15 protein-coding genes are annotated in these 19,116 nt (G+C 69.1%); 8 read left to right on the top strand and 7 right to left on the bottom strand.

Features of this window, described 5'->3' with window-relative positions; genetic code table 11:
* Positions 1-113 precede the first annotated feature (113 nt).
* The 4 genes from ACWCQ1_RS32455 to ACWCQ1_RS32440 are packed head-to-tail and all read left to right on the top strand — an operon-like array spanning position 114 to position 4,951.
* Entirely contained in the window at positions 114-1,364 is a 1,251-nt protein-coding gene (locus ACWCQ1_RS32455) for a substrate-binding domain-containing protein (protein ID WP_358604115.1), read from the top strand.
* Positions 1,361-2,950: a sugar ABC transporter ATP-binding protein gene (locus ACWCQ1_RS32450; protein ID WP_451027992.1), complete on the top strand. Its 1,590-nt coding sequence runs from the start codon at positions 1,361-1,363 to the stop codon at positions 2,948-2,950. The genes ACWCQ1_RS32455 and ACWCQ1_RS32450 overlap by 4 nt, the downstream gene beginning before the upstream one ends.
* Positions 2,943-3,905, top strand: a complete 963-nt coding sequence (locus ACWCQ1_RS32445; protein WP_451027991.1) for an ABC transporter permease — start codon at positions 2,943-2,945, stop codon at positions 3,903-3,905. Before ACWCQ1_RS32450 ends, ACWCQ1_RS32445 begins: the two co-directional genes overlap by 8 nt.
* The gene (locus ACWCQ1_RS32440; protein ID WP_358604106.1) at positions 3,902-4,951 is read left to right on the top strand and encodes an ABC transporter permease; all 1,050 of its coding nucleotides are present in this window, start codon (positions 3,902-3,904) and stop codon (positions 4,949-4,951) included. Before ACWCQ1_RS32445 ends, ACWCQ1_RS32440 begins: the two co-directional genes overlap by 4 nt.
* 51 nt (positions 4,952-5,002) lie before the next feature.
* Here ACWCQ1_RS32440 and ACWCQ1_RS32435 read toward each other — a convergent pair whose 3' ends face one another.
* On the bottom strand, positions 5,003-5,467 hold the full coding sequence (locus ACWCQ1_RS32435) for a MarR family winged helix-turn-helix transcriptional regulator (RefSeq protein WP_358604103.1): 465 nt from the start codon (positions 5,465-5,467) through the stop codon (positions 5,003-5,005).
* Between the two features lie 80 nt (positions 5,468-5,547).
* Between ACWCQ1_RS32435 and ACWCQ1_RS32430 the strand changes: the two genes are divergently transcribed.
* Positions 5,548-6,228 carry an ester cyclase gene (locus tag ACWCQ1_RS32430; protein WP_358604100.1) on the top strand — a complete coding sequence of 227 codons (681 nt, stop codon included), beginning with the start codon at positions 5,548-5,550 and terminating at the stop codon, positions 6,226-6,228.
* A gap of 199 nt (positions 6,229-6,427) precedes the next feature.
* On the opposite strand, the gene ACWCQ1_RS32425 is transcribed toward ACWCQ1_RS32430, so the two are convergent.
* Genes ACWCQ1_RS32425 through ACWCQ1_RS32415 form a run of 3 tightly spaced genes read right to left on the bottom strand, consistent with a single transcriptional unit; the run spans position 6,428 to position 9,981 of the window.
* Positions 6,428-7,447 carry a dihydrodipicolinate synthase family protein gene (locus ACWCQ1_RS32425; RefSeq protein ID WP_358604097.1) on the bottom strand — a complete coding sequence of 340 codons (1,020 nt, stop codon included), beginning with the start codon at positions 7,445-7,447 and terminating at the stop codon, positions 6,428-6,430.
* Between the two features lie 54 nt (positions 7,448-7,501).
* A complete protein-coding gene (locus ACWCQ1_RS32420; protein ID WP_358604094.1) occupies positions 7,502-8,983 on the bottom strand; it encodes an NAD-dependent succinate-semialdehyde dehydrogenase in 1,482 nt (493 codons plus the stop codon).
* Between the two features lie 17 nt (positions 8,984-9,000).
* Complete coding sequence (locus ACWCQ1_RS32415) at positions 9,001-9,981, bottom strand: ornithine cyclodeaminase family protein (protein WP_451027990.1); 981 nt, start codon at positions 9,979-9,981, stop codon at positions 9,001-9,003.
* A gap of 477 nt (positions 9,982-10,458) precedes the next feature.
* Between ACWCQ1_RS32415 and ACWCQ1_RS32410 the strand changes: the two genes are divergently transcribed.
* A complete protein-coding gene (locus ACWCQ1_RS32410; protein WP_451027989.1) occupies positions 10,459-11,706 on the top strand; it encodes an MFS transporter in 1,248 nt (415 codons plus the stop codon).
* Positions 11,707-12,046: 340 nt separating this feature from the next.
* A complete protein-coding gene (locus ACWCQ1_RS32405) occupies positions 12,047-12,892 on the top strand; it encodes an MHYT domain-containing protein (protein WP_358604085.1) in 846 nt (281 codons plus the stop codon).
* A gap of 142 nt (positions 12,893-13,034) precedes the next feature.
* Here ACWCQ1_RS32405 and ACWCQ1_RS32400 read toward each other — a convergent pair whose 3' ends face one another.
* Entirely contained in the window at positions 13,035-13,868 is an 834-nt protein-coding gene (locus ACWCQ1_RS32400; protein WP_358604082.1) for a PIG-L family deacetylase, read from the bottom strand.
* A gap of 359 nt (positions 13,869-14,227) precedes the next feature.
* Here ACWCQ1_RS32400 and ACWCQ1_RS32395 point away from each other — a divergent pair, with 359 nt between their 5' ends.
* The gene (locus ACWCQ1_RS32395; RefSeq protein WP_358604079.1) at positions 14,228-14,737 is read left to right on the top strand and encodes an MEKHLA domain-containing protein; all 510 of its coding nucleotides are present in this window, start codon (positions 14,228-14,230) and stop codon (positions 14,735-14,737) included.
* Here the strand turns inward: ACWCQ1_RS32395 and ACWCQ1_RS32390 are convergent.
* Both ACWCQ1_RS32390 and ACWCQ1_RS32385 read right to left on the bottom strand, forming a co-directional pair.
* The gene (locus ACWCQ1_RS32390) at positions 14,726-17,551 is read right to left on the bottom strand and encodes a SpoIIE family protein phosphatase (RefSeq protein ID WP_451027988.1); all 2,826 of its coding nucleotides are present in this window, start codon (positions 17,549-17,551) and stop codon (positions 14,726-14,728) included. The two genes, ACWCQ1_RS32395 and ACWCQ1_RS32390, sit on opposite strands and share 12 nt — an antisense overlap.
* A gap of 110 nt (positions 17,552-17,661) precedes the next feature.
* Complete coding sequence (locus ACWCQ1_RS32385) at positions 17,662-18,885, bottom strand: acetyl-CoA C-acetyltransferase (RefSeq protein WP_358604073.1); 1,224 nt, start codon at positions 18,883-18,885, stop codon at positions 17,662-17,664.
* Between the last annotated feature and the right edge of the window lie 231 nt (positions 18,886-19,116).

Genomic DNA, 19,116 nt, shown 5'->3' with positions numbered 1-19,116 from the left:
AGATGGCTCGCGGCGATCAGTTGGATACCAGACGCCGTTCCCCGGTTGCTTCAGCCCCCTGCCCAGGCGACGCGCACCGACCGATGTCTGAGCGACAAGAAATGGAAAGAGCAATGGTCACACCCAGTGGACGCGCCAAGCGCCGCGTTCTCGCCCTCGCCGCGCTCGCCACCGCGATGACGTCGCTCGCGGCCTGCGCAGGATCGAACTCCACGAGCACCACGAGCGCCAAGGCGCCCAAGACTGTCGCCCCCGGCAAGTGCGGATCGGTACCGCGGAAGGCCCCCAAGGACAGCTCTGGCGTCCTCTCCTCACTCGGAGGTTCGGTCGCGGCGAACTACAACGGCTTCACCCAGCCGATCGAGGCCTCGGCCTGGAAGAACTGGAAGCCGTCGCACCCCGCCCCCTACAAGGTCGCGATCTCCTGGCCGCCGCCGATCAACACCTTCCAGGCAGAGACGGTCGACGGGGTCAAGAAGACCCTCACCGCGAGCGGGAAGGTCACCATCACCAAGGTGCTCGCACCGACCTCCCCGGCCGACGTGCCGGGCCAGCTGCAGCAGATGAACCAGCTCATCGCCGACAAACCCGACCTGATCATCGCGCAGCCCATCGCCCCGGGCCCCTCGGCCCAGGTCATCGACGCGGCCGCCAAGGCGGGCATCCCCGTCGTCTCGGGGTGGACCACCACACCCACGGCAGCAGCGGTGAACGTCGGGTTGAACAACTGGCTGCAGGCGGCGACGACGGCGGCCAAGGTCGTCCAGTCGATGGGCGGCAAGGGATCCGTCCTCCTCGTGCACGGCATCCCCGGCGTCCAGCAGGACGCGGACGCCATGGCCGGCTTCCGGGCCGCCCTCGCGCTCTGCCCGGACATCAAGGTCGCAGGTGAGGTGACGGGCGGCTACGTCAACGCGACGACGAAGGCAGCAGTACTGCAGTTCCTGTCGACGCACCCGGCGGGCGTGAACGGCGTCCTGCAGTCCGGCAACATGGGCCTCGGCGTGATCAACGCCTTCCAGCAGCTGGGCAAGCAGGTGCCGCCGCTCTCCGACCTCGGCTCGACCCGGGGCACGATCGCCTACGCGCACAAGAACGCGTCGAACTACCAGGAGTTCGGCACCGGGACGCCCAACAAGGCGATCGGCACCGCCATCGGCAAGGTGGCGTTGATGATGCTCGCCGGCGACGGGCCGAAGACGAACCAGATCATCACGCAGCCGGACTACATCACCAACGGCGACCTCGACGGGATCTACCAGAAGGGCTGGACCACCACGACCACGGGTGAGGCGGCGCGTCCGTCCGACGACTTCATGTCGGACTCCTACATCGCGAACTTCTTCACCAAGAGCGCGCGATGACGACGGCAGGCACACCCCGCACGGCCGAGGCCGAAGAGCCCACGGCCGCGCGGACACCGACAACGGGTGAGGCGATGCGGATCGAGGCGGTCGGGGTCACGAAGTCGTTCGGCGCCACCCGGGCGCTCACCTCCGGCACGCTGCGTCTCGCGCCGGGCGAGGTGCACACGGTGATCGGTGAGAACGGCAGCGGCAAGAGCACCCTCGTCAAGATCCTCTCGGGGGTGCACACCATGGACGGTGGCACCCTCACCGTCGACGGCACGCCGATCGACCGGATCACCTCGCCCAGGCACGCGCGGGACCTCGGCATCGCCACGGTGTTCCAGGAGGTGCTCACCGTGGCGAGCCGCTCCGTCCTCGACAACATCTGGCTCGGCACGGACGGAGTGATCCGTCAGACCGTACCGAAGGCCGAGCGGCGCCGACGCGCCGAGGAGGTCCTGGGCCGCCTCGCCGACACGCCGATCGACCTCGACCGGCCCGCGGGTGAACTCTCGCTCTCACAGCGCCAGTTGTGCTGCATCGCCCGTGCACTCGTCACCGATCCGCGCATCCTGATCCTCGACGAGTCCACATCCGCCCTCGACCTCGACTCACGCGACCGTCTGTTCGAGGTGGTCCGCGAGCTCACCGCCGCCGGCACGAGCGTGCTGTTCATCTCGCACCGGATGGACGAGATCTTCACGATCACCGACGTCATCACGGTCTTCCGCTCCGGCGCGACGGTCACCGAACGGACACCGGTGGCACAGTCTTCGGTCCCGGCCCTCATCCGCGACATGACCGGCGGCGAGGTGCGTGAGTCCGCCGCCGAGACCGAAGGCACCCGGGAATTCGGTCCGGTGGTGCTCGAAGCCGAGCAGGTCCGCCTCACCCCGGCCGCCGCGCCCGTGGACCTGTCGGTACGGGCGGGCGAACTCGTCGGGCTGGTCGGACTCGAAGGCCAGGGGCAGGACCGCTTCCTCCACGCGCTGCGCGGCGTGCCGGCGCAGTCCGGAACGGTCAGCCGGGTCGTTGACGAGTCGCGGCACCGCGTCACCGGACCGGAGGACGCCTACCAGCACGGCGTCGTCTACGTCCCGCGCGAACGGCGCGGGGAGGCGATGCTCGAACACCTCTCCATCCGGGAGAACTTCGGCCTGCCCACCCTGCGCCGGGACACCCGGGCCGGCCTGGTCCGGCCCGCGCGCACCCTCGCCCGCCTGCGCCGCCACGCCGAGCGCCTGCGGCTGGCGATGCGTTCGCACGGCGACTCGATCTCCACCCTGAGCGGCGGCAACCAGCAGAAGGTCGTCATCGCACGGTGGCTGGCCTCCGAGCCGGCGGTGCTGCTGCTCAATGATCCGACCCGCGGTGTGGACCTCAAGGCCAAGCGCGACCTCTACGCCGTGCTGCGGGGGCTGTGCGCCGACGGGGTCGCCGTCGTGATGCTCTCCAGCGAGGTCGACGAACTGCTCGAACTCATGGACCGGGTCATCGTCTTCCGCGAGTCGGCCGTGGTCGCCGAGATCCCCCGCTCCTCGCTCAGCAGGTCGGCGCTCGTCGGCGCCTACTTCGGCCACAAGGACCGTACCGATGACTAGACACCTCTCTCTGCTCCGCTCCCGCCCGTACGCCTTCGTACTCGTGCTCGTCGCGGTCCTCGTGATCGCGAACGCCGTGGTCCGGCCCTCGTTCCTCGACCCCGCCCAGTGGCCGGCACTGCTCGGCACGCTCGCGCCGTTCGCGATCCTCGGCATGGCGTCGACACCACCCGTGCTCGGCGGCGGCGGGGTCGACCTCTCCGTCGGCCCGCTGGCGACCGTCATCAACTGCCTCCTGGTCTCCGTACTCATGCCGCACGGGCTCGGCGGGCCGTTCGTGGCGATCCCGCTGCTCCTGCTCCTCGGCCTCGTCGCCGGCGCCGTCAACGGTGTGCTGGTGGCCGTGGTCAGGCTCGATCCGGTCATCACGACACTCGGCTCGCTGTTCATCCTCACGGGGATCGCACTGAAGATCGCCGCCACGCCGACGGACCTCCGGCGGAACTGGACGACCGGCCTCGCCGACCTGATCGGAGGCTGGTTCCCGGGCGCGCTGCTGACGATGGCCGCTCCGGCGGTGCTGTGGCTCGCCCTGCGCCGAACCGCCTTCATCCGCAACCTCTACGCCGTCGGCGGAGACGACGCCGCGTCGTTCTCGGCGGGTGTCAACGTCACCGCCGTACGCATCGGCGCCTACGCCGTCGCAGGCCTGTTCGCCGCGATCGGCGGTGTCGCGCTGACGGCGCTCATCCAGTCCTCCGACTCGTCGCTCGGCACGACCTACGCCCTCGTCGCGCTCGCCGCGGTCTCGCTGGGCGGCACCTCGCTCGCTGGCGGCAGCGGGGGAGTGCTGGGCTCGTTCCTGGGCGCCTGCGGGATCTTCCTGCTGCAGGAACTGCTCTCCGCGACGGGCGCTTCGTCCAACTACGTGCAGCTGGCGTACGGCGTGCTGCTCGTCCTCGGAGTGATCCTCGGCGCGACGCTCGCCCGCGGCAAGAAGGAGGTGTCCGCATGAGCAGCACCAGCAGTGCGCCGAACACCCTCGCGCCCGAGCGGCGGGAGGCGCCGGACGCACCAGGCGGGGCCCGGGCGCTGTGGCGCGCGTTCACCGCGACCCAGCAGCGGGTTCCGGTGTTCCAACTCGTGGCCGTCCTCGCGGTGTTCGGCTGGGGCGCGGTGGGAGTGCCCGGATTCACCGAGCATTCGGCGGTCATGTCGATGCTGGTCCTGGCGAGCCTGCTGGGCCTGGCGTCGGTCGGCCAGACCCTCGTCGTGCTCGTCGGCGGCCTGGACCTCGCGGTGGCCGGCTACGTCTCCGTCGGCGCGGTCGCGGCCGCCCAGCTTGCCGGAAAGCATCACTGGTCGCTGGCCGCGACCGCCGCGGTGGTCGTCGCTCTGACCGGTCTCGCGGGTGCGGCGAGCGGCTGGGTGTGCCAACGCTTCGCCGTCCAACCGCTCGTCGTGACCCTGGGCATGTACTCGATCCTGGTCAGCGGGATCCTCATCGTCACCGGCGGCAAGATCGTCGACCCACCGCCCGCCGTCCTGTCGCAGTGGACGTCCGTCGCCGGCTCGACCTTCGGGCTGCAGGTGCCCCCGGTGGTCGTGATGTGGGTGGTGGTCTCGCTCGTCCTGGGCATCGTGCTGGCGCGCACGCGCGTCGGTCGGCAGCTCTACGCCACTGGCGCCAACCCCCGTGCGGCGGCACTCATGATGATCGACGTGGGCCGGGTCCGGGTCCTCGTCTTCGCCTTCGCCGGCGCGTTCGCGGGCGTGGTCGGCATGCTCGTCGCCGGCTTCGCGAGCGGCGCGACACCGAACTCGGGCGATCCGTATCTCTTCTCCGGCATCGCCGCGGTCGTGGTCGGCGGCACCATGATCGGCACGGCTCGCGGCAGCTACACCCGTACCGTGCTCGGTGCGCTGGTGCTGACCGAGCTCACGACGATTCTCGCCGGCCAGGGTTTCGGGGAGGGCGACAACCGCATCCTCTACGGTCTCGCGCTGCTGGTGGTCGTCACCGCGTACGGCCGACAGCGCCGGCTCAACGACCGGGTCTGAGCACCCTCCACCGCACAGGGGGTCGAAGTCCGCGGCGAACCCGTCTGCGGGCTAGATCTTGCGCTCGACGATCCGGCGTCGGATGTCGGCGAAGCCTTCCGTCAGGACGTCCAGCTGCTCTTCGGTGAGGGCCTCGATCACCAGCTCGCGGACCAGGCTGACATGGCCGGGTGCCGCACGGTCCACCAACTCGATGCCGCGCGGAGTGATCGTGGCGATCACTCCGCGGTCATCAGTGGCACAGGCCCTGCGACTGACCAGGCCATCCTTCTCCAACTGCGCGATCTGGTAGGTCAGGCCGCTTTTGGTGACCGCCAGTGTTTCGGCGAGCGCCAGCATCCGCATCGACCCGTCGGGTGAGCCGGCGAGGTGGGACAGGATGCCGTACTGCACGTGGGAGAGCCCGGCATCGGTGCGCAACTGCTGATCGAGCACCCGGTTCAGCAGCGTGCTGGCGGTGATGAACGTGAGCCACGCCTGCTGCTCACGCTGGTCGAGCCACTTGGATTCTTCCACGAATCAAAACTACCACTCTTGTTCGAGTTGGAACTTCCTGCTAGCGTCCCCGTGTAGTTCAAGTTCGAACCTCTTCCCCGATGTGGCGTGATGTGACGCCATTTGTGCTGCGCGAACGGCGGCGCGTTCGAGGGCTTCGTTATTTCAAGGAGGACGAGATGATCAATCGTCGTGCTGTGCTCCGGGGCGGGGGCGCTGCCGCATTGGGCGCGCTCGCCATCACCGCGGTGGAAGGCGGGGGCGAATCAGCGTTCGCGTCGGTCATGCCCGCACTGCTGGGCGACCCCGCCGAGACCGGCGGGTCCCTGGGCTACCCCAAGCATCTGACCCACCAGGAGCGGCGCAATCTGGAGACCTTCGACGAGCTGGACTTCGTCGTCTACTCCGGCCAGCAGTGGGACCGGGTGCGTGAAAGCCACGCGGAGAACGTCCGTGCGCACTGGCCCGACGGTCACTACACCGACGGCCTGGCCAGGCATATCGAGGACATGAAGTTCAACTTCATCTTCGCCCCCGACGCCCGTACCAAGCTGCACCCCGTCCGCGTGGCCAAGGACAACTTCACCGCCGTCACCGGAGTCACCACCGGCACGTTCACCAGACCCATGCCCGACGGTAGCGGCGGCTTCATCCCGCCCACCGGCAAGAAATACTCCCTCAACATGGTCACCGTCGGCATCTGGAACAAGCGTGGCGTGATGGACGAGGAATTCATCATCTACGACCAGCTCACCCTCATGCGGCAAATCGGGCTCGCCTGAATTCCCCCTCGTTTGATATTCCCGGACATCCCCGCCAGGTCGGCGGCTCCACCTGCATCGAGGTCACCGGCCGCTGAACGACGGCTCGGGCGTCGACGAATGACGCCCGCAGCCTGATCGCACGAGCCTCGTCCTCGCCGCTGCCGGCGCTGCCCATGGTGGACAGCGCCGGCAGCGGCATGTCTGGGCCGGGTGTGTGTCAGGCGGGGTTCCTGCCGATGAAGAACTCCCGGAACGGATCCATGCTCGGTTCGAGGCCGGAGTCGACCAGGCCCTTGCGCAGCGCTGCCATCTGGCCGTCCTGCAGGCGCATCGTGGGCTGCCGCAGGGGGCCGCCGTTGTAGCCCTGGAGCCAGCCCTGGAACTTCCAGGCCATCCGGTTGAGCACGGACCCGCCGTGCAGGCCCTGGAAGAGGGCGGCCTTGGTCTTCCGCGCCGGGTGCAGCTGCCAGAAGATCTGCGTGGCGTCGTCGTACTTGCCTTCCCGCAGCAGTTCCATCACTCGGGGAATCACCGGGCCGTAGTACTCGTGGTCACTGGTGGCCGACAGCTGGATGGGCATGACCTGCGAAAGGGGGATCAGGTCGGCCTCGATCGGTACGGAGATGACGACCTCGTCGCCGAAGAGCCGGTTGCACTCGACGGCGCTCTGGATGTTCGGGAATCCGCCCTCGGTCTTGATCACCGCCAGGTTGGGGATGTCGTCGATGAGGCGACGGATGAGCCGGGTCGGGATGTCGGAAGGGTGGATCCGGGCGGAGAAGTTCCAGATCGTCATCGGGAACAGGATGATGCCGAGGCTGGTGGCCTCGCAGACGGCCTTGGTGTAGTCGTAGACCTCCTGTTCGGACTCGGGGTAGAAGTTCGGCGGGTACGCCAGCAGCACGAGGTCGGCGCCTGCCTCCTCGGCGCCGCGCACCGCCTCCAGGTTCTGCTCGAGGTTGTTCCAGCTCGCATGGTGGACGACATAGAAGTCGTCTCCGGCCTCGTCCTTGGAGATGCGAAGGAAGTCCAGGTACTCCGGCAGGGTGATGCTGATCTCCGAGACGCCGAGCGTGCCGATGAACCCGTGTTCCTTGGCCAGCCGGATGTCGTGCCGGACGGCCTGCTCGTTGATGCCGAGGAGGTCGTTCGTGAAGGACGGAATGGTGCAGTTGACGGCGCCGACGAGCTTCTCGCGCGCCCAGGCGCGGGCTTCCGCGCGGCCGTATGCGGGCATGGTGCTGCTTCCTTTCGGATCATGGGTCGCCTACGAGGGTGGGGGAGGGGCGGCTCACATCGGGCCGGCGCCTTCCCAGGACAGGTACTTCATCTCCATGTACTCGTCGATGCCGTAGACGGAGCCCTCACGGCCGATGCCCGACTGCTTGATGCCGCCGAAGGGTGCCACCTCGTTGGAGATGAGTCCCGAGTTGATACCGATCATCCCGGCCTCGATCGCGGCCGCGACGCGCCAGATGCGCTCGGCGTCCCGGCTGTAGAGGTAGGCGGCGAGTCCGAACTCGGTGTCGTTGGCCATGGTCACGGCGTCGGTCTCGTCGGTGAACCGGATCAAGGGTGTGACGGGACCGAAGGTCTCCTCGCGAGTGATCACCATGCCGGGGACGACGTCGGCCAGGACCGTCGGCTGGAAATAGAGCCCGCCCCGCTCGTGCCGCGACCCGCCGCAGAGGACCCGGGCACCGCGGCCCGTCGCGTCGGCCACGTGCTCCTCGACCTTGGCGACGGCCGCCTGGTCGATGAGGGGACCCTGCAGGACACCGGGTTCAAAACCGTCGCCCACGGGCAACTCGCGCACGCGCTTGGCCAGTTCCTCGGCGAAACGGTCGTAGACGCCGGACTGTACGTACACCCGGTTGGCGCTGATGCAGGCCTGACCGGTGTTGCGGTACTTGGCGGCGAGCACGCCGGAGACGGCGACGTCGAGATCGGCGTCGTCGAAGACCAGGACCGGGGCGTTGCCGCCGAGTTCCATGGAGACCTTCTTCACGGTCTCGGCGGACTGGGCGATCAGCAGGCGGCCCACCTCGGTCGATCCGGTGAAGGTCACCTTGCGCACGATCGGGTTGCCCGTCAGCTCGGGGCCGATCTCGCGGGCGTTGCCGGTCACGACGTTGAACACGCCCGCCGGGATCCCGGCTCGCTCGGCCAGTTCGGCGAGCGCCAGGGCGGTGAGCGGCGTCTGCTCGGCGGGTTTGACGACCATCGTGCAGCCGGCGGCGAGGGCGGGCGCCGCCTTGCGGGTGATCATCGCCGCGGGGAAGTTCCACGGCGTGATCGCGGCGCAGACGCCGACGGGCTCCTTGAGGACAAGGACCCGGCGCGAGGGGTCGGGTGCGGGGAAGATGTCCCCGCGGATCCGCTTCGCCTCCTCCGCGAACCACTCGATGAACGAGGCCGCGTAGGCCATCTCGCCCCGGGCCTCCGCGAGCGGCTTGCCCTCTTCGAGGGTGATGAGCCGGGCGAGGTCCTCCGTGTGCTCGGTGACGAGGTCGAACCAGCGGCGCAGGATCTGGGCGCGCTGCTTTCCGGACAGGGCCCGCCAGGCCGGGAGTGCCCGGTTCGCGGCGTCGATCGCCTCGGTGACCTGTGCACGGCTCAGCGAGGGAAGTTCGGCGAGCTTCTCGCCGGTCGCTGGGTTGTGCACGCCGAAGCGACCGGAGTCGCCCTGGTCGATCCACTGTCCGCCGGCATACGCGGCCGTACGGAGCAGCGCCGGGTCGTCGAGGCCGCGGGCGTCGGTGATCGTGGTCATGTCTCGTCTCTCGTCGCTCACTTCTGAACCGGCTGGATGCGGATGGGGAGTTGGACGCCGAGTCCGGCTTCCTGGGCGCGGCGGGCGCACATCGCGGCGACCGCGAGGTCCTGGATCGCCGAGCCGACGGACTTGTACAGAACGATCTGCCGGTCGCTGGTGCGTCCGGGGCCAGTGCCGCCGACGAGGGAGGCCAGGGAACTGGTCCTGCCGCTGACGTCGATGCCCGCCTGACGCGCGGCGATCAGGTCACCGGTGTCGTGGAGTACCTCCTCGACGACGTCGGCGATGACGACGTCAGCGCGCCTGATCACCTCGGTGTCGACCTCGCGCTGTTCGCGCACCGTCGATCCGATGGAGACCACGGTCATGCCCGGCTCCAGCCATGCGCCGAGCAGGATCGGGGTCTCGTCGTAGGAGCGTGCGGCGCAGATCACCAAGGAGGTGCCGGCGATCGCGGCCTGCGGGGACTCGGCGGGGACGACCGCCGTGCCGAGATCGGCGAGTTCGTCGGCGAAGCGGGCGCGGCTCTCGGCCCTGGGGCTGTAGACGTGCACGGACTTGAGGTCCCGCACGGCGGCCAGGGCGCGTACGTGCTTCTTGGCCTCGAAACCGGATCCGATGACGGAGACGTCCAAGGGGCCCGGCAGGGCGAGCGCCCCGGCCGCGAGCGCCGAGGTGGCCGCGGTCCGGTAGCCCGTGATCGAGTTGCCGTCGAGGAGGGCGACCAGTTCGGCGGACGACTGGTCGAAGAGCGAGATCAGGTACGAGAACTGCCGGGGACCCATGGCGCCTGCGATCGTCTTCGTGCCCATCAGGCCGCTGTCGCCCGGCACGCCGCTCAGGGTCCGGACCCAATTGCCCCCGCCTCGGGCGATGACCCGGGTCGGGAAGCGGGCGTCGTCGTCGGCGGCCGCGTACGCCTCGCGCAGAGCCACGATGGCGAGGTTCCAGTCGAACGCCGACTGAACGGTCGCGTCGTCGAGCAGGAGAGTCATGCGCGCCGGTCCTTCCGTTGTGGCAGGCATCGTCGCCTACCTCTCAGTGCCTCGATCCTAAACGATCCGTCTCGTATGAATAAGACCCCCAATGACGGCTTGTCTTTCGCCCTCTCCTTGCCGAAAGCCCTGGCAAGGATGTCATTACTGCGACGCGGATCGAAGCGATTCACATCCTAGACGCTCCGTTTCGATACTCCTAGGGTGGGACGCGCTGTGCAAGGGGCCCAATGGCGCCGTCCTGCTCGGGCCCCTGGGCGGACGAGTGCGCGACCTTCCCGTGTCAGAGGCCCAGTCGAACGTGACCGGGCGGTCGGTGCGGGCCTTGCACGACCCGGCCGGGATGTGCACGCCAAGGCTACGACTGTTGAAAGCGCTCTCTGGCGTGGTGGAATGGCATGTACATATATCCCGGCCCGGGCGGGATGACGAGACCCCGGCCGGGAGCCGCCCCACCTCGGACGGAGAAGTGCCCTCATGGACCAGGCCGTGCGTCGGAGGCGTCACGCGCTGTTCCTGCTCTTCCTGCTGACCGGGATCGCCATGTCCTCCTGGGTGACACGCACACCCGCGATCCGCGATCGGCTGGACCTCTCCACCGAAGGCATGGGCCTGGTGCTGTTCGGCCTGTCGCTCGGCTCGATGGCGGGCATCTCCTGCTCGGGACGCCTGGTGTCCAGACTCGGGACGCGGCCCGTCATCGTCTGGGGGACCTGGCTCCTCGTCGCGGGGATGGCGGTGATCTCTTGGGGGAGCGTCTCTGCTTCCGTGCCGGTTGTGGCCGCGGGACTGTGCGCCTTCGGCGCCGGGATGGGCGTCGGTGACGTGGCGGTGAACGTCGACGGCACGGACGTGGAGCGGCTCGGCAGCCGGACCACCCTGCCCGCGCTGCACGGCTGCTTCAGCCTGGGCACCGTGCTGGGCGCCGGAGCAGGCATGGCCGCGACAGGAGCAGGCGTACCGGTGCACTGGCACCTGGCGGCGATCGTCCTCCTCGCTGCCGGACTCCTCCTCTACGCGGCACGCGCCATCCCGGAAGGCACCGGCCGCGCCGCCCCCGAAGAGCCGCACGAAGCCGACGCCGACAAACATCTCCCGGCGGTGTGGAAGGACGGGCGGCTTCTGCTCATCGGTGCGATCGTGCTGGCCATGGCATTGGCCGAGGGGTCCGCCAACGACTGGCTGCCGCTGCTGATGGTCGACGGACACGGCATGGACGCCACGGCGGGCTCCCTCGTGTACGCGGGTTTCGCCGCCGCGATGACGCTGGGCCGCTTCGGCGGCACCTTCTTCCTCGACCGTTTCGGCCGCACCGCCGTCGTCCGTGCCAGTGCCTTCTCCGGTGCGCTCGGCCTGCTCATCGTCATTGTCTCCGACAATGCCGTCCTGGCCGGAGCGGCCGTGCTGCTGTGGGGACTGGGCGCCTCGCTCGGCTTCCCTCTGGCCCTGTCCGCCGCCGGGGAGTCAGGCCCGAACCAGACGGCGAGGGTCAGTCTCGTCGCCGTCATCGGCTACGTCGCCTTTCTCGTCGGTCCGCCCGGACTGGGTTTCCTCGGAGGTCACTTCGGCCTGCGCCCCGCCATGCTCGTCGTCATGGCGTGTGTCGCGTGCGCCGCTTTCCTGGCCCCCGCGGTGGAGACCGGGGCCCGCACCCTGAGCGCCGCCGCGGGGGGCGCCACCGAAGCCGACGCGACCGCCAGGGCCGAGGACATGGGTTCGGTGTAGATCAGCCCCGCCGCGGGAGCGGACACGCTGATACCCACGGACGCGTCAGGGCATGACCTCACGCCACATGTCGCCACGGCCCTGCTCGGCAGCCGAGAACCTGGAAGAACCGTTTCACCGAATGTGTAGGTTCTGTGTGCGCGACGTGGTTGAATCATGCACAACTCGGCCAGGTGGCTTGATCTGATCGATCCGGTTCCCCCATGCCCCGCACGCGTCGCGGGGCCCCGTGCGCTCCGTTCCTGTCCGCCGGGCCTGGCTGTGACCGTCCTCGCCGTGCAACGTCGTAGTCGACGTCATGCCTGCTGGGCGGCGTGCCGTCCCGCAGGAAGGAACTGTCGTGAACGCCACCGTCTCCAACTTCCATTACGGCGCCGTGACTCCCGTGGCCGCCTATCTCATGGCCTGCCTGGGCGCGGCACTGGGGCTGCGATGCACGACGCGTTCGCTGCGCCGCCCGCAGCGAAGAGCCGGCTGGCTGGCACTCGGGGCCATTTCGATCGGTTCGGGCATCTGGACGATGCACTTCATCGGCATGATCGGATTCAGCGTCCAGGGCGCCGCGCTCAGTTACGACACACCGAAGACCGTGCTCAGCCTCGCCGTCGCCATCGCGGTGGTCGCGGTCGGGGTGTTCCTCGTCGGCTACCGCGGCGGCTCACCCGTGAACCTGGGCGTCGCGGGGACGATCACCGGACTCGGTGTCGCGGTCATGCACTACCTGGGAATGGACGCTGTCCACACGGACGGGACCCTGCACTACGACACGACGACGGTGGCGTTGTCCGTCGTGATCGCGATCGCGGCGGCCACGGCGGCTCTGTGGGCGGCCGTTTCCATCCACACGTTCTGGTCCAGCCTGGGCGCCAGTCTGGTCATGGGAGTGGCCGTCACCGGAATGCACTACACGGGGATGACCGCGGTCTCCGTTCACATCACCGGGGCCAATGATGCGTCACAGTCGTCCACCAACCTGATCTCGTTCCTCCTGGCGATGCTCGCCGGCCCGCTCGTGGTCCTCCTGGTGGCGGCCGTGATCGTCATGTTCGACCCCGACTTGATGGTCGGAGACGAAGCACCGATCCGGGCGGTCGCCGGGACCGGGGCCTACGACCCCGCCGCCCCCTATCCGTCCCAGTACCAGGCACATAACCAGACGCACCGTACGGGAGGTTACGCGCCCTGACGGCCGTGCGCCGGGCCGCCTCGGGTGCGTCTGTGCCTGTAACTCCCAGGCGCCCGGGCCCCGGGATGTGTGCCCGGTGTTCGACTCGACCGGCCCGTGTGGTCCAGTCGATGGGCTCACCGGGCCGGTCGGACCGGTGAGGTCAGCGCAGTCCGGCGAAGAGGTCGTTCTCGGGTACGGCCGTGCCGGTCGGGTCCTCGACGCGCAGGAAGGTCTCCGTACCCATCAGTTCGCCGAACCTCTCCCGGCCCATCTTGAGGAAGAAGATGTTCTCGCCCTGGCTGGCGTGCGCGGCCAGCGCGTCGAACTTCTGGCCGCTGAACGCGGTGGTGTCCACCCACGTGGTGATCTCGTCGTCGGGAAGCCCGATCTGGGCCGTGGCGGCGGACTCGGCGGGGTCCGGCTCCGGCACGTCCTGACCGGACTCGCGCATGAGCTCGCCGAACCGCTGCATCGCCGAGTGGGGCATCGTGGTCCAGTACACCTTCGGAGTCAGCTCGGTCAGCTTCAACGCCGCCATGGTGATGCGATGGGCCTGGATGTGGTCGGGGTGGCCGTAGAAGCCGTTCTCGTCGTAGGTGACGACCACATCGGGCCGGTAGTGCCGCATGAGTTGGGCGAGCCGGCCGGCGGCTTCCGGGACGGGGGTCTGCCAGAAGGAGTGGGGGGCGTCGTTGGTCGGCCAGCCCATCATCCCGGAGTCGGCATAGCCGAGCATCTCCAGATCGCTGATCTTAAGAATGTCGCAGCTCGCCTCGAGTTCCTGGCGGCGCATCGCGGCGACGGCCGCCGGATCGTGCCCGGGATCACCCGGCTTGACGCCTCCCGGTCCGTCACCGCATGCGCCGTCGGTACAGGTCACGAGCACCGTGCGAATGCCTTCCGCCGCGTATCGCGCCAGGACTCCTCCGGTTCCGGTGGCCTCGTCATCGGGGTGGGCGTGCACGGCCATGAGCGTCAAAGGCCGGTCCGTCATGAAACAGTCCTCCTGCAGAGCGACGTCGTGGTCCAAGCAGCGCGGCGGGCGTGCCGTGATGCCGGTGCCAGGATCTTGGCGGGGCGCACGGTCCTGCGGTTTCAGTGGTTCACCTTGGTACCGTGCCGCCTTCTCTGTCGATGCAACCGCTCCGGCAGGACGGTCTGTTCCCGGCCCGCCGACTCGACACCGGCTGTCGTCGATTACTAGGAGCGGCTGAAGGAGATGCCGCGGCGCGAGCGGCGGGGCTCGTGAGCTGGACCCGGGGGACGTGGCACATGAATGCGAACGCATACTTGGTCGCGGCGCACGCACATGATCCACTCCCTTCCCGGGGACGGACGAGAGGCCCACCTCGAATGACCACGCTCTTCGACGACGGCGCTGACCCCACTCCCGGCGCGTCCCGGGTCACGCACGGCCGCGATGAGGCATTCACCCAGCTCCTTCTGTCCAGTTACCGGCGGCTGACCGGCTCCTCGCTGAGTCCGGCAGCACCTCTCGGCGATCAGGCTCGCTGGTTCTACGAGGACGCGCCGTTCGGACTGCTCGCACACGACACGAGCGCGGACCCGGTCTTCCTTTACGCGAACAGAACCGCCCAGCAGTGCTTCGAGTACTCCTGGGAGGAGTTCGTGCGGCTCCCGTCCCGGCTTTCCGCCCCCGCGGAAGGACAGGGGGACAGAGCGGAGTTCGTGCGATCGGTGGCGGAACACGGGTATGCGTCCGGCTACCGAGGCCTGAGGATCGCCCAGTCCGGCCGACGGTTCTGGATAGAGGACGTCACCATGTGGAACCTTGTGGATGCCGACGGCCTCGTCCGCGGACAGGCGGCCGTGTTCCGGTCATGGACGGACCTACCGCATTGACTCCGACGTCGGGAGGTGCCGCGCCGCATCGTGATCCGGGGGAAGCGCCTGCTCCGTCCAGATGCATTTGCCGTCGACGGTGTATCGGGTGCCCCACCGTTGGGAGAGCGCCGCGACGAGTTGAAGTCCGCGGCCGCCCTCGTCGGTGTCGAGGGCGCGGCGGACCCGGGGTGTGGTGAGGCTGTGATCCGATACTTCGCAGGTAAGGACACGGCCCCTTTGCAGCCGTAGCCCGAGGGGGCCCCGGGCGTGTCGTATGCCATTGCCGACCAGTTCGCTGGCGATCAGCTCGGTGGTCATGACGAGGTCGTCAAGGTGCCAGGTGTCGAGCTGCCGCCGTACGTGCTCACGGGCCTCACCCGCTGCGACCGGGCCCTCGGGAAGCTCCCAGGAGACCGCGGCCCCGGAGGGAAGACCGCCCGTCTGGGCGACGAGTACGGCGGCGTCGTCACTGCTCGCCGCCTGCCCCGGCCACAGGGTGCTGACGAGCATGTCGCAGAGCTGGTCCACGGAACCGGCCATGGCTGAGGGGCCGGCATGGTGTGAGGCAGCGAGTACGGCGGCCAGTTGCTTCATGCCGCCGTCGATGTCCCGGCTCGCTGATTCCACCAGGCCGTCGGTGTACAGGACCAGGACGGTTCCGTCCGGCACGTCGACATGACCGGTTTCGACGGGTGGGGTCGCCGCGCCGAGTGGTGGATTCGCAGGCAGGTCGGGGAAACGGACACGTCCGTCGGGCAGCAGCAGTGCGGGCGGAGCATGCCCGGTGCGGGCCATGGTGCAGACGCGGGTGACCGGGTCGTACAGGACGTACAGGCAGGTGGCGTAGAAGTCGTCGCCGAGGTCGCTGACCAGGTCGTTGAGCTGGGCGAGCAGTTCGTCGGGGGACAGTTCGAGGCTGGTGAGGGTGTGCACGGCGGTGCGCAGGCGTCCCATGGTGGCGGCTTCGGGAAGGCCGTGGCCCATGACGTCGCCGATGATGAAGGCGACCCGGTCCGCGGAGAGCGCGATGACGTCGTACCAGTCGCCGCCCACGCCCGAGCCGGTCGGCAGGTAACGGGCCGCTGTGGTCGCGGTGGGCAGGACCGGCAGTTCCCGGGGGAGAAGTCCGCGTTGCAGTTCCGTGGCGCGGCGGTGCTCGTCGTCGTAGAGCCGGGCTCGTTCCAGGGCCTGGGCCATCAGACCGCTGACCGCGGTGAGCAGCGTCTGCTCCTCCTCGGTGAAACGGCGCGACTCGGCGAAGGAGATCACGCAGCAGCCGATCGGGCGCCCGGATGCGATCAGGGGGAGAAATACCCAAGCGTGCTTCTCGCCCCGGAACGCATGGTCGGCGGCGTCGGGATAGCGGCGCACGAAGTCCTGCCGTGACGTCAGGTACACCGGGGTCCGGCGCTGTAGGGCTTCGCGGTTGGGCGCCGGGAAGGACGCGCGGGCGCCGCGGACGCGGTCGACGAATTCCGGCGGATATCCGACGGTCTCCGCCAGCCGCAGGAGATCACCTTCGAGGAACTGGACCATGAGTCCGACAGCGCCGAAGAGCGGCCGCAGCTCGGCGGCGATGGCATCCACGACATCCCGCACCGTGACAGCGCGCGCGAGAGCCGTCGTGAGCCGCCCCAGCTGGGCGGCGCGCTCAGCGGCGATCTGTCCTGTGTCCGTACGTTCCGCGTCCGACAGGTGCCTGTCGGTGATGTCCGCGAAGTGGAGTACCGGACCGTGCGGTGACGGCGTGAGGCGGATGCGGTACCAGCGCTGGTCGGTGGGCCACTGGACGTCGAACTCGGCAGGAGCCCCCTGCGCCATGGCCCGCCGGCAACGGGTTTCCAGTCCTGTCGAGCGCATGGCGGACTGCTCCCACAGCGGCCGCCCCAGCAACGTTCGGGCAGGCTCGAACAGACGCTCGGCCTGGGTGTTGACCGAGGTGATGGTCCAGTCCGGGTCCGCCGTCACGAACCCGTCGGCCATGTGCCGCAGGGTACGGGCGGCCGACTCGGCGCGGTTCCTCAGCTCCGTGTTGTCCCAGACAGTGCCACCGACGTGCGTCAGCTCGTGGTCGTCACCGGCGACCCAACCGTGCATCTGTACCCAGCGCACCTCGTCGTCACGGCGCCGTAGCCGGAACTCCGCTGTGTATGAGCGGCGGGTGACGAATGCTCCCGCGATGTCGGCCATCACCTGGGGCAGGTCGTCAGGGTGGATGGCGGCCGCCCAACTCCCCATCCTGCCGTCGAAGGTTTTGGGGTCGATGTCGAGCAACACCAGCAGGGCCTCGTCCCCCGTTACCTCGCCGGAGCGGACGTCCCAGTCCCAGACACCGACGCCGGCCGCGGGGGCCACCTGCTGAAGCACGGACGGGGCAGTGCGCCGGCCGTCGTGCCCTGGTAGCACCCCGCGCCGCCACCACGCAGAGACGCCTCGGGCGATCGCACGAAGGAAGTCCTGCTCCGCGCGGGAAGGCGGATCGGGCGCCGTCGTGATCACGGAGAGCGTACCGACCCGTCGCTCCGACGCCGTCAGGGGGACGGCGACCATCCCGGTGCCGAGAGGGAGGAAGCCGGCCCGTGGATCGGTCGAGGGCAGCCACACGGCCGTGCCGTCGCGCAGCGCCGATGCCGGGGCGGTCCCTCCGGCCCGGTCCGCGGTCCGCCATTCCTCCAGGACATCCAGGGGAACGTCGAGGGCGGAGGCCAACCGCAGCTGTGGTTCGCCGCTCCCGGCCAGATGCACCATCCCGCCGAGCCCCTCGATGGCCACGACGGCCTGACGGAGAGCCAGTCGCAGCTCAGGCTCGCTCCCTCCGTCGATGAGGTGCACCGGCGGACGACTCTGTCCCGGTCCTGCGATGTTCTCCACTGCGCGCTCGCTCTGAGTGGGCCCCTGGGGTCAACTATATGGTCGCTGACCGGACACCATGCGGCGCGCGATCAGCTGAGACGTTCCAGCACCATGGCCATGCCCTGCCCTCCGCCGACGCACATGGTCTCCACACCCAGCTGCGCGTCGCGCGTGCGCAGTCCGTTGATCAAAGTGGTCATGATGCGCGCACCCGTACTGCCGAACGGATGGCCCAGTGCGATCGCCCCGCCGTGCACGTTGAGCCTCTCCAGCGGGATGCGGAGCTCCCGCTGGGAGGCGAGGACCTGAACGGCGAAGGCCTCGTTCATCTCGAACAGGTCGACGTCTCCGACCGACAGGCCGGCGTGTGCGAGGGCGCGTCGGGTGGCCTCGACCGGTCCCAGGCCCATGATCTCGGGGGAGAGGCCCGAAACGCCGGTGGCCAGGATCCTGGCCAGGGGGGTGATGCCGAGTTCCCGCGCCCTGACGTCGCTCATGATGACCACGGCGGCGGCCCCGTCGTTCAAGGGGCAGGAGTTCCCGGCAGTGACCGTGCCGTCAGGCCGGAAGGCCGGCCGGAGACCTGCCAGGGCCTCGTAAGTGGTGCCGGGGCGTGGGCTGTCGTCGGTCGCGATCACCGTGTCGTCGGGCAGCCGGACAGGGGTGATCTCCCGGGCGTGGAACCCCGCCTCGGCGGCCTGGGCGTACAGCTGCTGGCTGCGCAGGGCGTAGCGGTCCTGTTCCTCGCGGCTGATCTTGAACAGGCCCGCGACGTTCTCCGCGGTCTGTCCCATGCCTATGTAGACGTCGGGCAGCAGGCCGTCGGAGCGGGGATCGGTCCACGGCCGGTTGGTGCGCGCGTCCTCCGAGGTGCGCTGCCTGGCCTGCTCGAATGCCGGGTTCAGGACGTCGTCGGCATCGGCCCCGGTGGGGCCGAAGTGCTGGTAGCGGGAGACGCATTCGACACCTGCGCTGACGAAGACGTGGCCTTCTCCCGCCTTGATGGCGTGGAAGGCCATCCGGGCGGTCTGCAAGGAGGACGAGCAGAAGCGGTTGACCGTGGTGCCGGGCACCGCGTCCAGTCCCAGCTGCACGGACACCCGGCGGGCGATGTTGGCGCCGTGCTCGCCGCTCGGCTCGGCGCAGCCCAGGTGGAGGTCGTCGATCCGTGTCGGGTCCAGTTCGGGCAGCTGGTCGAGGGCCGCGCGGATCGCTGTCGCCGCGAGGTCGTCGGGGCGGACATCCTTGAGGGACCCCTTGAAAGCGCGCCCGACAGGCGTGCGGGCGGCAGCTACTACGACGGCTTCGGGCATGTCATGCACCTCTCGGGATGGTCGACGGCTCGCGGAGTCGCGCGACTCGAGCGCGTTCCTCCGGTAAGCAGGATGCTAAACGGATCGTTTCGCAAATGGCGTGTGCGCACCGGGCTGACCGGGCTCGGCGACTCGAATGCACCCAAAGGCGCGGCGCGGCTCGGTGGAGCTTGTTTCGCCAGGTCATTACCGGTGAAGTCGGGCGTGGCGCGGTCGGGTCCCCCTGGGGCG

The sequence above is a fragment of the Streptomyces sp. NPDC002144 genome (genome assembly GCF_053593695.1).
The sequence above is the reverse complement of the archived record's forward strand: the minus strand, read 5'-3'. Positions and strand labels throughout refer to the sequence as shown.

What these genes read in the sequence shown, in the direction of transcription:
- ACWCQ1_RS32425 (WP_358604097.1), bottom strand. Translation starts at nt 7,447, where the DNA reads ATGCCCGCATACGGCCGCGCGGAAGCCCGCGCCTGGGCGCGCGAGAAG.
- ACWCQ1_RS32430 (WP_358604100.1), top strand. Translation starts at nt 5,548, where the DNA reads ATGTGGCGTGATGTGACGCCATTTGTGCTGCGCGAACGGCGGCGCGTT.
- ACWCQ1_RS32455 (WP_358604115.1), top strand. Translation starts at nt 114, where the DNA reads ATGGTCACACCCAGTGGACGCGCCAAGCGCCGCGTTCTCGCCCTCGCC.
- ACWCQ1_RS32385 (WP_358604073.1), bottom strand. Translation starts at nt 18,885, where the DNA reads ATGCCCGAAGCCGTCGTAGTAGCTGCCGCCCGCACGCCTGTCGGGCGC.
- ACWCQ1_RS32420 (WP_358604094.1), bottom strand. Translation starts at nt 8,983, where the DNA reads ATGACCACGATCACCGACGCCCGCGGCCTCGACGACCCGGCGCTGCTC.
- ACWCQ1_RS32450 (WP_451027992.1), top strand. Translation starts at nt 1,361, where the DNA reads ATGACGACGGCAGGCACACCCCGCACGGCCGAGGCCGAAGAGCCCACG.
- ACWCQ1_RS32445 (WP_451027991.1), top strand. Translation starts at nt 2,943, where the DNA reads ATGACTAGACACCTCTCTCTGCTCCGCTCCCGCCCGTACGCCTTCGTA.
- ACWCQ1_RS32440 (WP_358604106.1), top strand. Translation starts at nt 3,902, where the DNA reads ATGAGCAGCACCAGCAGTGCGCCGAACACCCTCGCGCCCGAGCGGCGG.
- ACWCQ1_RS32400 (WP_358604082.1), bottom strand. Translation starts at nt 13,868, where the DNA reads ATGACGGACCGGCCTTTGACGCTCATGGCCGTGCACGCCCACCCCGAT.
- ACWCQ1_RS32395 (WP_358604079.1), top strand. Translation starts at nt 14,228, where the DNA reads ATGACCACGCTCTTCGACGACGGCGCTGACCCCACTCCCGGCGCGTCC.
- ACWCQ1_RS32415 (WP_451027990.1), bottom strand. Translation starts at nt 9,981, where the DNA reads ATGACTCTCCTGCTCGACGACGCGACCGTTCAGTCGGCGTTCGACTGG.
- ACWCQ1_RS32410 (WP_451027989.1), top strand. Translation starts at nt 10,459, where the DNA reads ATGGACCAGGCCGTGCGTCGGAGGCGTCACGCGCTGTTCCTGCTCTTC.